Raw genomic sequence first — 12219 nt, 5'->3', positions numbered from 1 at the left:
CTTACCATTGCTTTACGTTGCGCAATTCCGCGATGCGTACTTAATTCGTGCTTATAAATGATGCACCATGCCGTCATAGGCCACAAGCACCCCATGGGGCGAAAACTCTTTCTCCAAGTCCTCATGGAGCAGCCCGCAGTTGTGGGAAAAATGAGTAGCGATGATCCGGCCGTTTTCCCGCAGCATCCGCTTTTGCCGGAACAGCTCGTTTATCTCGAGCACCGCTTCGATATTCATATGATTGCGCCGGCCCGGCAGCGGACCTTTCGTACAATCGAGGATCGCCGCATCGAACGATTTTTGCTCCAGCCAAGTCCACGTTTCGTCGGGAAACCATCCCGAGTCGTTGCCGTACAGCAGTGCCTTCCCTTTGCGTTCAATGAAATACAGCAGGCAAGTTTGTTTGCGGTCATGGTCTGCGAGCAGCGGCGTCACCTGCGTTTCATCATCGAGCTGCACGGTACGGAACGGCTGCACGAGATGAAGCTCGTACAGCTTGCTTTTCAAATCGAGCTCCCGGGCGCAGTGGTGAAGCGCAAGATCGTGCCCGTAAATATGTAACGGGTGCTCAACCCCTTTGGCGCATACCGGCATCCGCTTTTCCAAATCGGCGGCAAACAAATGATCCGTGTGCGTATGCGTAATGAACAAATGCTCGACGGCCGCCATGTCGATTTGATCCCGCAGCATGTGGTAATACGTGTCCGGAGGGAAATCGACCTTGATCGTTTCGTCGATTAGTACCGACGAGCGGGTTCGAATGTTTTTCCCGCCCAATTGCTTCGCTTTCTGACAAAATTCGCACCGGCAAAATAGCCCCGGCCATCCTTCCGCTGCGGCCGTGCCTAGAAAATGTAGTTTCATTGCATAACCCCCCACGGTTAATATAATTTTTCGGAAACGGCCTTCGCCGTCCGTTCGCGGAACTTGTGCGCCGCCTCCTGCAGACGCAGCGACACGCCGGCAAGCAATATATCAATGACCGTCAGCTGTGAAATTTTGGCCGACAGCGAGCTCCCTTGAAACGGATTCTCTTTAGCCGCCATCAACAGATCGACATCGGACAACTTGGTGATCGGCGAGCGGGCATTGTGCGTAATGCATATAACGCGGGCCCCGCCTTCCTTCGCAAGACGCAAGTTCTCTATCGTATCCTTCGTGCTTCCGGAAATGGAAATTCCGACAGCGACGTCGTTCCCCGTAAGCAGCGACGCAGACATCGCTTGAAAGTGCGTATCCTGCTTCGCATCGCTCTTCTTCCCGATCCTGGAAAACGAATGAGCCGCCTGCAGCGCCGTCAAGCCGGAAGAACCTACCCCGTAAAAATGGATCGTATCCGCCTGTGCAAGCAGTTCGATCGCCTCACCGAGCTTCCCTGCGTCGAGCAGCTTCCCGGTGTCTTCCAGAATGCGGCTGTGGGAATTGACGATCTTCTGCCGCAGCGTCCCCGGGTCGTCGCCTGCTTTCACTTCTTCGGGCGTATGCCCTGCGGGCTGGACGAGGTCCTGGGCGAGAAGCAGTTTAAAATCTTGAAATCCCCGGTAACCCAGCTTGCGGCAAAACCGCAGCACCGTCGTTTCGCCGACGCCGGCTTTCTCCGCCACATCCGTCACGGACAAGTAAATAACATCCTCCGGGTGCTCCAATACGTACTGTGCGACGACCGCCTCCGTTTTGGTCAAAGCGTTGAGCTGGCTCCGAATCGCAAGCAGCGTATTTCCCGCTTCATGTACCGTTTTCAATCGGTAACCCCCTATTCGTGTCGTATTTAGAGGTGATATTCTCCTTTTATAATATCTTTGGTGGAGTTTTTTTTCAATTACTATTTTTATATTTGTTTTGTAAACGACAAAAAACCCTTTCGGTCCAGAAAGGATTGCTCCAAACTGTTACACGAAAGGGACGCTGCTGGGGCCATATCATGAAAGCTATAGCTTTTTTACATGGTAGATCGTTTTCGTCGGTCGTTTCGTAAAGTAGCTGTTCGTTTCGACGTAATGCGCAAAGCATTCTTCCTTCGTCACGACGAGGACCTTCTCATCGCGAATATTCGCGAAGTATTCGATCGAATCGCTAAGCACAATTACGTTTTTGTTCATTTTGATAAATAGGCCGACTTGCCGAAGCGTGTACTCTTTCCCAACAACAAGTTCCGTTGGGACTTCTTCCTTATACAGCATGATTCATTGGCCCCCCCTTGCTGATCTTCTATCCATAGATACATTTTGTATCAAGTAACAAGGATTGTCAATGTACAATAAAAAAATCACCGTCGTCATTCCTATGACTCGCAACAATAAAAAAAACGGAGACCCATGTAATTAGGTCTCCTTTAGTGCTTAAGGGGTGCTTTCTTTCCCAATTCTTCGCGAAGAAAATGAATAAACCGCGTCGCCTCTACTTTTGTCAACCGTTTCCCCTCCAGGGTGAAGCGAAACCTTTCTAAAATCTCCTTCTCCTCCAGATGCAGCATATCGATCAACTTCGTTATTTCTTTATCCATCATAGGTTCCCTCCGCGCTCGCACCCGTTTTATTGAAGCTTCTCCATCTCATTATATCGCCGCTCCCGCAAACGGAAAGTGAATTGCGTCACAAAAAAAGAAAGGAATTGCTCTAAGACAACCTCATAGAGAGCATTTCCTTTCTTTGCGAAATCGGTGATGAACCGATTCCGATCGTTTGCCGCGTACGGCGTTTCCCGGATCGATGATTATATTTCAATATCGAGCACGATGCTGTCGACTCTTCCCGAATCGCGGATGAAGGCTGCGACCGCCTGATGATCCGGATTCGGTCCGTACGCCTCAAGCGCCGAGCGGTTTTCAAAACGGACCGACAGCAGCACCTGGTAGCCCTGGCTTTTCTCCGAAAAGTTAATACCCGCCTGGATGTCGACAATGCCCGCAATGCGATCTTTTAGCGCTTTATAACGAGCGCATACCTCCGCTAACTGTTCATTGGTCGTCGTTTCGCTAAATTTGATGATGACGATATGATCGATCATGACTTGTCCTCTTTTCTGTTAGTATAACGATACGATATCATTATACCAGCCGATGCGAATCCGACAACGGCCAACTTTCATTTTCACTTCGGCTACCTGGGTCGAGTATCTGAGTCATGGACATCGCATCGCTTGTGAAAATAAGGTTATATAACGGCTCGATTAACCGCCTCGATGACGCGCTCCGGTTGAAACGGCTTCACGATAAAATCGCGCGCGCCGCACTGGATGGCCTCCAATACTTTGTGCTGCTGCCCCATGGCCGAACACATAATGACGTTCGCGAGCGGAAACTGGCCGCGAATGATCTTCAAAGCTTCAATGCCCTCCATCTCCGGCATCGTGATGTCCATCGTGACCAAGTCCGGCTTGAGCTGTTTGTACTTATCCACGGCTTGCATCCCGTTTCCTGCTTCGCCTACGATCTCGTGACCTTCTTTGGACAAAATTTCCTTCAGCATCATTCTCATAAAAATCGTATCGTCCACAACAAGTATTTTTGCCATATCGAGCGCCACCTCACCAAAACGTGATTGCATTCCTTCGTCTTGTCCATTGTAACCGGCGGCATCTAAACATTTTCTAAACAACGATCCTCGCAAAGACCCGGTTATATCACTCTATGGCCATATCGATTCCGAGTTCGCTCTGAAACCTCTGCTTCATCAGTTCCATCAAAGATTGCAAAGCAACGCTGTCCCCGGCTTCTTTCAAATCGCGAATCAGCAGGCGGTAGTACGCTTCCGCATAGGGTTCTACCTGGATCATTTTTCGCAGTACCGCTTCCCGCTCCACGCGTCCGATCCGCAGCTGCCGCTGCTCCAACGCCCGCAAATAGGCGGTCCGCAGTTCGGAACGCCGCGATTCCGCCCAAGCATAATCATCGGACTCCAAATAATCTCCGCGGTAAATCGCCGTCAGCTCAGCCACATCGGCCTGAGCCTCGTTCGGCCGGCCCATGAGCAGGATCAGGCGTTCCACATCGCTGACGGTTTGGTCCGTGCGCATCCAGTACCGTTCATCCCCGTACATGACCATATTCGGGAAGCCGACCTGTTTGAGCGTATTGCGCAAATGGTACAGCGTCGTATGAAACAGCGCTTGCGATCGGTCGAACGTCACTTCCGGCCACAAATCGTCTAATATCCGGTGCCGCTGCACCGGCGTTCCGTTATGGTGCCATAAATAAGCAAACATTTCCTTGGCCTTCTTCGTCCGCCAAGTCACCAGATTGTTATTGCTATCGTACAGCTCCATACTGCCGAGCATATTCAACCGGAAGCGAGGCTCAGCCGGAGACGGCCCTGGACCCGCGATGTCACTGGGCGAAGCCGAAGGCGCCTCCCCTTGCTCGGACTTCCCCTCCATGCGGCGCCGGAACCGGTCCAACGTCTTGGCCAGCCGCTCCTTGGAAACGGGCTTCAGCAAATAGCCGAATGCGTTCACCTCGAACGCCTCCAAAGCATATTCCTGGTAAGCCGTGACGAAAATAATTTGTATATCCGGCCACCGGAGCGACAGCCGCTCCGCCACAGTGAGCCCGTTCATGCCCGGCATTTCAATATCGAGAAAAATTAAATCGACCTTCGTCTCGGACATATACGCGATCGCATCGTCCACATGAAGAAACTTGCGTTCGACGGAGACGCCGCCTACTTCCTGGAGCACGATTTCCAGCACATCCAGCGCAATTTCTTCGTCATCGATTAACACGGCTTTGAGCATCGGGTTCCTCCGCTATAAAAAATTTAATTGTCGTTCCTCGGCCTGGCTCGCTGTCAATTTCGAGCTTTTGGGCGTACAGCATCTTCAATCGGCGGTTCACGTTCAAAGTGCCGACGCCGCTGCCCTGATCCGAATTTAGCTTGGCCAACACTTCTTCTCCCATCCCGATCCCGTCATCCTCCACCGTAAATTCCCCTCCGCCGGCCACACGGCGGGCGCGAATGAGCACCGTGCCTCCGGAAGGTTTCGGCCCGATCCCGTGACGCACCGCATTCTCGACCAGCGGCTGCAAAGTCAGCGGCGGCATCATGCAGTGAAAATCAGGTTCGATTTCGTACCGAACCTGCAATCGGCTGCCGAAGCGAAGCTGCTCGATCGCAAGATAAGCTTCCACAAGCTCCATCTCCCGGTCAAACGACACAAGCTGGCTTTGGAACGTAAACGTAAATTTCCCTCTTAAATAAGTCGTCAGGTGATGGATCGTTTCTCTCAGCTTATCCGTATTCTTATAGCTCAGTCCGACAAGAGCGTTCAAACTGTTATACAAGAAATGCGGCGTAATTTGCGCCTGCAAAAAGTCCATTTCCCTGCGTACGGCGTGCTCCGAGGACCGCTTCATGGACAGCAGCGACTGCACTCTGGCCTTGAGTTCCGCCAGCTCGAACGGCTTCTGCAATATGTCGTTCGCTCCGGCCGCGAATGCGGCGATCGTATCGCCGGTTTGCCCCGAAGCCGTAAGCATCAATACGGGAAGCTCAGCCAGTCCATGCGTTTTGCGGATTTCCCTGCACACATCGAGTCCCGAGACGCCCGGCATCATCAAATCGAGCAGCACCAAGTCCGGTTTCGGAAAATCTCGCATCGCCTCGATCGCTTCTTTCCCGCCATGAACCGCGGTATAACCGTAATGGAGCGAGGAAATGACATCGATCAATATTTTCACGTTGAAAGGCTCATCATCGACAATGAGAATTTTCATTTCATCCTGTCCACCAAGCGACGAAAGACCGGTCATTGCCGTAGGCTCGGCGGTGGGCGGCACGTAATTTTTTTTGCCCACGAACGCTTTCCTTTCCGCCACAGGCAAATTGAAGGTGAAGCAAGTGCCTTGTCCGACCTCCGACGTCACTTCCAGCGTGCCGTCCTGGAGCTCTACCAGCTGCTTCGTAATGCTGAGCCCGAGACCGATGCCGCTCGGCGAATGGGCCCCCGTCTCCACATATTGCTCGAACGGCCGAAAAATGCGGCCCATCTGCTCTTCTGGGATGCCCCGGCCGGTATCGATTACGGATACGACGACGTCGGTTCCCTTGTGTTCCGCCGTAATCCGTACCGTGCCACTTTCCGTAAACTTGAGCCCGTTCTCGAGCAAATTGTATAAAATTTGCTTCAGCCGGTTTTCGTCGGCATAAACGAGCGGCAAATCGCCGGGCACATCGTTGACGATCATCACCAGCTTGTTCGTCGGCGTGATTGAAAGCATCTCAAGCACAAAGCCTACGGTCATCCGCAGATCCACCGCGGTTTTATGAATGCGCAGCTGCCCATGCTTCATCAGCGACATGTCCAATATATCGTGGACGAGTCCGGCCAGACGCCGGCCGACCAAATTCATGAGCCGCACGTTTTCCTTATGCCGCTGCGGAAGCTCAGTGTTTCGGTCTTCCAGCATCGACTGGGACAAATTAATAAGACCATGAAGAGGCGTTCGCAGCTCATGCGAAGTTTTGGCCAGAAATTCGTCCTTTTGCCGGTCGTATGCAAGCAATTGCTCGGATAATTTCTCGTTCTTATGAAACTCCTGCTGGATCCGGTTTGACATCAGAAACGCTTGGGAAAATACAAGCAGCAGCGGCGAGATGATCATATAGTACGGATTGTCCAGCGCAAGCTCGTAACGAAATTGAGCAAATCCCCAGCTGGTGATCAGGAAAAATACCCCCAGCGACAAATACCCTGTCCCCGGTACGCCCTTCATGCGGCCGCGAATCAGCACATAAAAAATGTTCGCGAACGTTGCCGCTTGTAAAGAGAGATTGAGCACCAGGGTATTGGCCAAATTGTCGTTAGGGAGAATAATAAATATGAAATACACATACATGACCCTGCGGGTCCATGTAAATACGAAATTATCCGGCTGTCCCAAATACCGGAATATGTAGGAGGCAAACCATAAAAAAGATAAATACACGGAGACGAATACCGTTTTTTGCAGCAATACAAATGAAATATTCGGGAATACGTTCGTCATTAATATTTCGTTGTCCAAACTGAAAAAAACGCCTGTAGCGAGACAAAACAGACTGAAATACATCAAATGGCGTTCCTTGCGCCACTGTCTGAACATGCCGCCATAATAAAGCGCGAACAGCAGCATCGTCGAAATTTGCACCATATCCGCAAGCCGGGAATTATCCACCCGCTCCAGCACCTCGGAATACATCCCGAATTCCGGCGCTTGTACCAGACCGCCGGCCAAAAAATTGAGGCTTGCCACCTGAATAACGATTTCCACCGTACCGGCATCCGCTTTCTCGACCCCGAGAAACGGCAAATTGCTCGCGACAAATTCACGCTTGTCCAGCGCCGTCGTTCCGTTTCCTCCCAGGTCGGTGCCGTTCATATAAACATGACTGGACATCCGTATTTTTTTCGCTCGAAGGGCATACATATCCGTCTTATCGACTTGAACGAGCAGACGATACGTGCCTGCCCCGTAGCCGTCTTTTCCGTCCGTCGCAAGCACGCCCTTCCAACTGCCAGGCACTTTCAGCATTCGCCGTTCCGATGCAAGCTCGGGATGGTTTTCGAAATCTTCCGGTTTTAGCAGCTTGCCTTCATAAAACTCCCATTCCCCCTGAAGCGGAATAATCCCTTGCTTGGCAAAATTCCAGCCCCGGGCATCCAGCATTCCATTATGAGCCGCAGGGTAACTGACGGTAGGGTGAAGCCACTGATACATAAAGAACAGCAGTATGACAAAAAAAGCGCCAATCATGCACAGCATCGTTACAACCGGTTTGCTCATTCGGTTTGCCTTTAAGCGGAACAATGGACCGAATCTTGCACTAACGTCATCGTTCGTTTTCCAGATCATAGCAGATCATTGCCAACCTCTCGTTTTGCTATTCTTGATCGCACAATAATCCTGCTCCTTCATCTTAATCGGTATGCTCTAAACAATTTCTGAAACCAGCCCTCTGTTGAAAAACAAGGAAGCGAAAGATTATAATGGCAGTGGTTCATATTCGTTCGTAAAGGAGAACACGTATCGTGTTAGTCGCCACCCATATGCTGGCCGCCTCGGCTATCTACAAATTATGTTCCGTCGATCATCTGCCTGCAAGCAAAAAAGCGATCGCGCTGCCGATCGTCCTCGCGCTATCCTTTGGTTCGCATTTCGCCTTGGATGCGATCCCGCACGATGAGCTGCAGATGGGCGGCAACGTCGCTATCGGCATGGCGGTGATCCTGTATCTGCTCTACATTGCTTGGCGGGATAAACAACTTTTCATCCTTGCAGCCGGGTTTTTGGGCGCCCTCCCGGATATTATGTGGGTGCTTAAAATCAGCCCCAAGTACGACGCCCTGCATTCATCGTTGCATTTTTCCGGCGCTCACGTATCGCCCGTCTTGATGCTGTTTGAAATCATCGGCATGCTGCTGCTGACTTTCCTCATTTATACAAAAAAAGCGTAGCCGGTTCTTGCTTTGGCAACGGGCTGCGCTTTTTTATTCGTTGAATGCTTGGAACGGCGGATAACCGCTATGTATTCGTGTTCGAAAGCTTGAAAGGGACCGGAAAATCAAGTCAAAACTGGTCGTTTTCGCGGGTTGAGGCCGGACAGCCGAGAAGGCTGCGATAGTCGGCTGTACGAAAATTTGTTAGTCATTTCCATGACTTATAAAGCCGTTTAGCGCTAACCGCACCTTATGCTGCCGTGCAGCCGTTATTCGACACGTTGCACCGACGCCTGCTGACGAACCGCCTCGCCACCCGTCCTATGCAACTGATTGAGAAATTCGATTTGAAAACTGCCGGGGTTATCATTTCCTGTCACTTCCACAGCCTTCTCTGCGGCGACCCCGTAATAAGCAAGCGCGGAGACGGCGGCCGAGATGGCATCTTTCTCAACAGCCAAGAACGCCCCAATCACTGCGCTCAGCAAGCACCCCGTACCGGTCACTTTCGTAAGCAAAGGCGTGCCGTTGCTTACTTTGTACGTGACCTTACCGTCGCTGACATAGTCGTCCTTGCCGGTGATCGCCGTCACGGACCCAAGCGATTGCGCTGCTTTCCGGGCGAGCGCCGCAACGTCGCTTTCCGAACCGACAGCCGCATCGACCCCTTTAATGCTCCAGTCTTCCCCTATGACATTGGCAATTTCGGCGGCATTTCCGCGAATCACTGTAATCGGCAGCTCTTTCATGAGGGAACGGGCCGTTTCCGTCCGATAAGGCGTTGCCCCGGCACCAACCGGATCGAACACCATCGGCACCTGATGCGCTGCCGCGGATTTTCCCGCAATGAGCATCGACTGCACGACCTGCTCATCCAGCGTCCCCATATTCAAGACCAGCGATCCCGCAATCCGCGCCATATCCGCGACTTCTTCTTTGGCGTAGGCCATTACAGGGGAAGCGCCTAGCGCAAGCAGGCCGTTGGCCGTAAAGTTCGTCACCACGAGGTTCGTAATATTATGAATTAAAGGATTGCTGCTGCGTACATTTGCCAATACTTCCGCCGCTCGTTGATTATCCAATTTTTGCGCCTTCTCTCCTGAAAAATTCGCAACACATCTATTTTCAATACTACTATAGCATGATGCGTCATTCTCTCCAAGGTGCTGAATCTTTGGCATATTCAGGAATGGCGGGGAATTATGAATCGGTATTCGCGGGGAGCGAATTTTCATATGATCCGTGCTCGGGATGTATTCTTTGGGAGGAAGAATGGAAAAGTAATACAGGTTTGTAGATAAGCACTGCCAGTATGGCATGCAAAGAAAGGAAGGTGACTAATCCAGTGGATGAAATTCAAAAATATGCAGCGGAACAGCAGACAAAGCCGGAGCAAATGACCGGTGGCGAGCCTAAACCAAAAGCCAACAACAGCGTTCAGGCGTCCGGAGGCACCAGGTCCAGCATTTCTAATGGCAGCGGCGAGAGGAAGTAATGCAAATAACGCACTGTACAGGGCGACTTCGCACTGTCGGTGCGTTTTTAATATGCGCGGTGATGCCGGTTATCGTGTGCGACACTTTCGATCACGACGAAACGCGGACCGAGATCTTGTCTCTAGTACATCGGCTCCACGCGAAACAGCCCCTCTTCCGCCCGGACGCGATACAATACGTCAAAGCCTTCGCTGAATTCTGGTGGCTGAAGTTTGTTCAGCGTACTCCGGATGCCGATTCCCGGCACCTTACTTTTCCCCGTGCGCCGGTCATTTCGGATAACCGACTGTTCGTAATGCGGCTCAAAGTAATACCCAATCACGCGGAATCGATGTTCCTTGGCAAGCTCAATATATTTTTTTCTTTCCTGGGCGGTAGGATTGGTGTTGTCGATGACAAAAGGCTGCTTTGCTTGTAATGAGGCGGTTAAAAAGATGTGTTCCCTTTGCCTCGTTTTCAGCATATCCAAATTGATTCTTACGTGCGTATTAAAAAAAGCTTCTTTATAGAACGTGGACTTACCGGATGCCTGAATGCCGATAAAAAGAATACATTCCATCGCTATTCATCCTTATGGGATTTATGGTTGTCTGCTTCTGCTTCCAAATTATACGCCGTTGTGGATATATTTGCGAGTTATATAGAAATGACTAAGCGGCTGAGTTCATTCCGTTGCTGCTCAACCGCATGTTAGTCGAAAAATGTTAATAACAACGCGCTTCCCATCACCGAAAAGGGCATCTCACGTGAAAAGCGGACCATCTTTCATTCGATCACATCCCTTTGATTTTAAATAGCAAATTGATTAATCCGACGATCAATGCGCTTGCGACCGTCCGCCACAGCCATTTCTGATTATCTTCCAGACTGTCCAGCCGTTTATGCGCCGACTTGCCCAACTGCTGAGCCTCATTTGCAATATCCCTGGCACTGACCATCATATCCATTCTCGTTTCAACCCGGGTAAGCCGCTGTAATATTTCCTGCTGCGTTTTACTCGTTTCCGACATAAAAATCTCTCCTCTCTTTTTGTAATTCTTAAGCAGATAATGACTTGTATTTCCGACGTCTATGATACACTTCACTCTTTTTCTTCCAAAAATATGGCCAGCTTATATGTGCTTTTTTATAACCGTTTGACTGCTTGTCTGCTGTACCCAAAATGTATAGTATTCACGACAATTTGTAAAAGATAAAATTGGGCCGTTTTCGCTCGAATTTATATTTAAACACATTATTTCCTAATTATTACTTATTACAATCTAATTTTACTTGTATTTCCGTCACATACCACACTTGTATACCCGACATCTCCCGTGTATAATGGAACCAACCGTCGGATATACCGACATTCGAAGGGTTGGCGTTAACATGTCGATAGGTGAACGAATCAAATTTTTTCGCAAGCAACAAACGATGACGCAAGTACAGCTCGCCGAACGGGCGAGTCTCTCCAGATCGTATCTCGCCGATGTAGAAGGAAATCGCTATAACCCCAGTGTCGATACGTTAAAATCGATAGCAAAAGCACTTCACATAGAAGTCCATCAGCTGCTCGATGAGCAATGGAATCAAGGTAACGCGGAGCCCCGGCCCATTACTTCCAAAGAAGAACGGGATATCGCCAAAGACCTTGAACGCATTATGTCCGATCTTGAGAGCGGCGAAGCCCTCGCATTCCACGGAGAACCTATCGATGAAGAGAGCAAAGAACTTCTGAGAATATCCCTCGAAAATTCGATGCGTCTGGCCAAGCAGATGGCCAAACAGAAGTTCACCCCGAAGAAGTACCGTAAAGAATAAAACAATTAGGGGGCTGACGGATGCGGTTACCTAAGCAATCTGTCTTGAAATTGCTCAAAATATATAAAACCAACAACCCTTTCACTATCGCATCCAGAAAAGGCATCACGGTATTGTACGAACAGCTTGGCGATATTTTGGGCTACTATAGCACATACAAACGAATGAAATTCATTCACCTTAACCGAGACAACGGCGAATCCGAGCAGCGCTTCGTCATTGCACATGAACTCGGCCATGTCGTTTTGCATCCGAACCTTAACACGCCATTTTTGCGTAAAAATACGCTGTTATCCGTCGACCGGATCGAACGGGAAGCCAACGAGTTTGCGGTGGAGCTGCTGATCTCGGACAAGCTGCTGCTGGAGGGCGTATCCATTTATGACGCGGCGGCAGCCTGCGGGGTTCCGGAAGAAGTGGCTCATTTGAAAAGCAAGCCCGACGGAATGAAAAAGTCCGTTCAGCGGTTTTTGACGAAGGAAGATTCGTATTTTTCGCTATGAACGTA

The 12219-nt window shown here is 50.4% G+C and carries 15 protein-coding genes; 4 read left to right on the top strand and 11 right to left on the bottom strand.

Translation table 11 applies throughout. From position 1 onward, the window contains the following. Positions 1 to 51: 51 nt before the first annotated feature. The 8 genes from ACFQI7_RS20190 to ACFQI7_RS20155 all read right to left on the bottom strand — a co-directional run bounded on the left by ACFQI7_RS20190 (position 52) and on the right by ACFQI7_RS20155 (position 7759). Positions 52 to 864: an MBL fold metallo-hydrolase gene (locus ACFQI7_RS20190; protein WP_218100267.1), complete on the bottom strand. Its 813-nt coding sequence runs from the start codon at positions 862 to 864 to the stop codon at positions 52 to 54. 17 nt (positions 865 to 881) lie between these two features. Continuing rightward, positions 882 to 1742, bottom strand: coding sequence for a MurR/RpiR family transcriptional regulator (locus ACFQI7_RS20185; RefSeq protein ID WP_218100266.1), 861 nt, complete (start codon positions 1740 to 1742; stop codon positions 882 to 884). 186 nt (positions 1743 to 1928) lie between these two features. Beyond that, positions 1929 to 2180, bottom strand: coding sequence for a hypothetical protein (locus ACFQI7_RS20180; protein WP_218100265.1), 252 nt, complete (start codon positions 2178 to 2180; stop codon positions 1929 to 1931). Between the two features lie 152 nt (positions 2181 to 2332). Then, positions 2333 to 2506 carry a hypothetical protein gene (locus tag ACFQI7_RS20175; RefSeq protein ID WP_218100264.1) on the bottom strand — a complete coding sequence of 58 codons (174 nt, stop codon included), beginning with the start codon at positions 2504 to 2506 and terminating at the stop codon, positions 2333 to 2335. A gap of 206 nt (positions 2507 to 2712) precedes the next feature. Continuing rightward, on the bottom strand, positions 2713 to 3006 hold the full coding sequence (locus ACFQI7_RS20170) for a Dabb family protein (RefSeq protein ID WP_218100263.1): 294 nt from the start codon (positions 3004 to 3006) through the stop codon (positions 2713 to 2715). A gap of 146 nt (positions 3007 to 3152) precedes the next feature. Next, a complete protein-coding gene (locus tag ACFQI7_RS20165) occupies positions 3153 to 3512 on the bottom strand; it encodes a response regulator (protein ID WP_218100262.1) in 360 nt (119 codons plus the stop codon). A 109-nt stretch (positions 3513 to 3621) separates the two neighbouring features. After that, complete coding sequence (locus ACFQI7_RS20160; protein WP_218100261.1) at positions 3622 to 4731, bottom strand: response regulator; 1110 nt, start codon at positions 4729 to 4731, stop codon at positions 3622 to 3624. Next, positions 4706 to 7759: an ATP-binding protein gene (locus ACFQI7_RS20155; RefSeq protein WP_218100260.1), complete on the bottom strand. Its 3054-nt coding sequence runs from the start codon at positions 7757 to 7759 to the stop codon at positions 4706 to 4708. Before ACFQI7_RS20155 ends, ACFQI7_RS20160 begins: the two co-directional genes overlap by 26 nt. 245 nt (positions 7760 to 8004) lie before the next feature. On the opposite strand from ACFQI7_RS20155, the gene ACFQI7_RS20150 reads away from it, so the two are divergent. Next, complete coding sequence (locus tag ACFQI7_RS20150) at positions 8005 to 8430, top strand: hypothetical protein (RefSeq protein ID WP_218100259.1); 426 nt, start codon at positions 8005 to 8007, stop codon at positions 8428 to 8430. A gap of 251 nt (positions 8431 to 8681) precedes the next feature. Here the strand turns inward: ACFQI7_RS20150 and thiM are convergent, their stop codons facing one another. Continuing rightward, on the bottom strand, positions 8682 to 9494 hold the full coding sequence (thiM, locus tag ACFQI7_RS20145) for a hydroxyethylthiazole kinase (protein ID WP_218100258.1): 813 nt from the start codon (positions 9492 to 9494) through the stop codon (positions 8682 to 8684). A 263-nt stretch (positions 9495 to 9757) separates the two neighbouring features. On the opposite strand from thiM, the gene ACFQI7_RS20140 reads away from it, so the two are divergent. Further along, a complete protein-coding gene (locus ACFQI7_RS20140; protein WP_218100257.1) occupies positions 9758 to 9907 on the top strand; it encodes a hypothetical protein in 150 nt (49 codons plus the stop codon). 122 nt (positions 9908 to 10029) lie between these two features. Here the strand turns inward: ACFQI7_RS20140 and ACFQI7_RS20135 are convergent, their stop codons facing one another. After that, complete coding sequence (locus ACFQI7_RS20135; protein ID WP_218100256.1) at positions 10030 to 10467, bottom strand: AAA family ATPase; 438 nt, start codon at positions 10465 to 10467, stop codon at positions 10030 to 10032. A 214-nt stretch (positions 10468 to 10681) separates the two neighbouring features. Then, positions 10682 to 10918, bottom strand: a complete 237-nt coding sequence (locus tag ACFQI7_RS20130) for a hemolysin XhlA family protein (RefSeq protein WP_218100255.1) — start codon at positions 10916 to 10918, stop codon at positions 10682 to 10684. Positions 10919 to 11279: 361 nt separating this feature from the next. Here ACFQI7_RS20130 and ACFQI7_RS20125 point away from each other — a divergent pair, with 361 nt between their 5' ends. After that, positions 11280 to 11711 carry a helix-turn-helix domain-containing protein gene (locus ACFQI7_RS20125; RefSeq protein ID WP_218100254.1) on the top strand — a complete coding sequence of 144 codons (432 nt, stop codon included), beginning with the start codon at positions 11280 to 11282 and terminating at the stop codon, positions 11709 to 11711. Positions 11712 to 11731: 20 nt separating this feature from the next. Beyond that, positions 11732 to 12214, top strand: coding sequence for an ImmA/IrrE family metallo-endopeptidase (locus tag ACFQI7_RS20120; RefSeq protein WP_218100253.1), 483 nt, complete (start codon positions 11732 to 11734; stop codon positions 12212 to 12214). Positions 12215 to 12219 lie beyond the last annotated feature (5 nt).

Origin of the sequence: Paenibacillus allorhizosphaerae (assembly GCF_042659105.1) — a bacterium.
Taxonomy (GTDB): Bacteria; Bacillota; Bacilli; order Paenibacillales; family NBRC-103111; genus Paenibacillus_G; species Paenibacillus_G allorhizosphaerae.
This window is presented reverse-complemented; position numbering and strand designations above follow the sequence as displayed.

Bases quoted from the DNA above. Each gene is read 5' to 3' on its own strand.
- ACFQI7_RS20190 (WP_218100267.1), bottom strand. From the start codon at position 864: ATGAAACTACATTTTCTAGGCACGGCCGCAGCGGAAGGATGGCCGGGG.
- ACFQI7_RS20180 (WP_218100265.1), bottom strand. From the start codon at position 2,180: ATGCTGTATAAGGAAGAAGTCCCAACGGAACTTGTTGTTGGGAAAGAG.
- ACFQI7_RS20175 (WP_218100264.1), bottom strand. From the start codon at position 2,506: ATGATGGATAAAGAAATAACGAAGTTGATCGATATGCTGCATCTGGAG.
- ACFQI7_RS20170 (WP_218100263.1), bottom strand. From the start codon at position 3,006: ATGATCGATCATATCGTCATCATCAAATTTAGCGAAACGACGACCAAT.
- ACFQI7_RS20165 (WP_218100262.1), bottom strand. From the start codon at position 3,512: ATGGCAAAAATACTTGTTGTGGACGATACGATTTTTATGAGAATGATG.
- ACFQI7_RS20160 (WP_218100261.1), bottom strand. From the start codon at position 4,731: ATGCTCAAAGCCGTGTTAATCGATGACGAAGAAATTGCGCTGGATGTG.
- ACFQI7_RS20155 (WP_218100260.1), bottom strand. From the start codon at position 7,759: ATGAGCAAACCGGTTGTAACGATGCTGTGCATGATTGGCGCTTTTTTT.
- ACFQI7_RS20135 (WP_218100256.1), bottom strand. From the start codon at position 10,467: ATGGAATGTATTCTTTTTATCGGCATTCAGGCATCCGGTAAGTCCACG.
- ACFQI7_RS20130 (WP_218100255.1), bottom strand. From the start codon at position 10,918: ATGTCGGAAACGAGTAAAACGCAGCAGGAAATATTACAGCGGCTTACC.
- ACFQI7_RS20125 (WP_218100254.1), top strand. From the start codon at position 11,280: ATGTCGATAGGTGAACGAATCAAATTTTTTCGCAAGCAACAAACGATG.
- ACFQI7_RS20120 (WP_218100253.1), top strand. From the start codon at position 11,732: ATGCGGTTACCTAAGCAATCTGTCTTGAAATTGCTCAAAATATATAAA.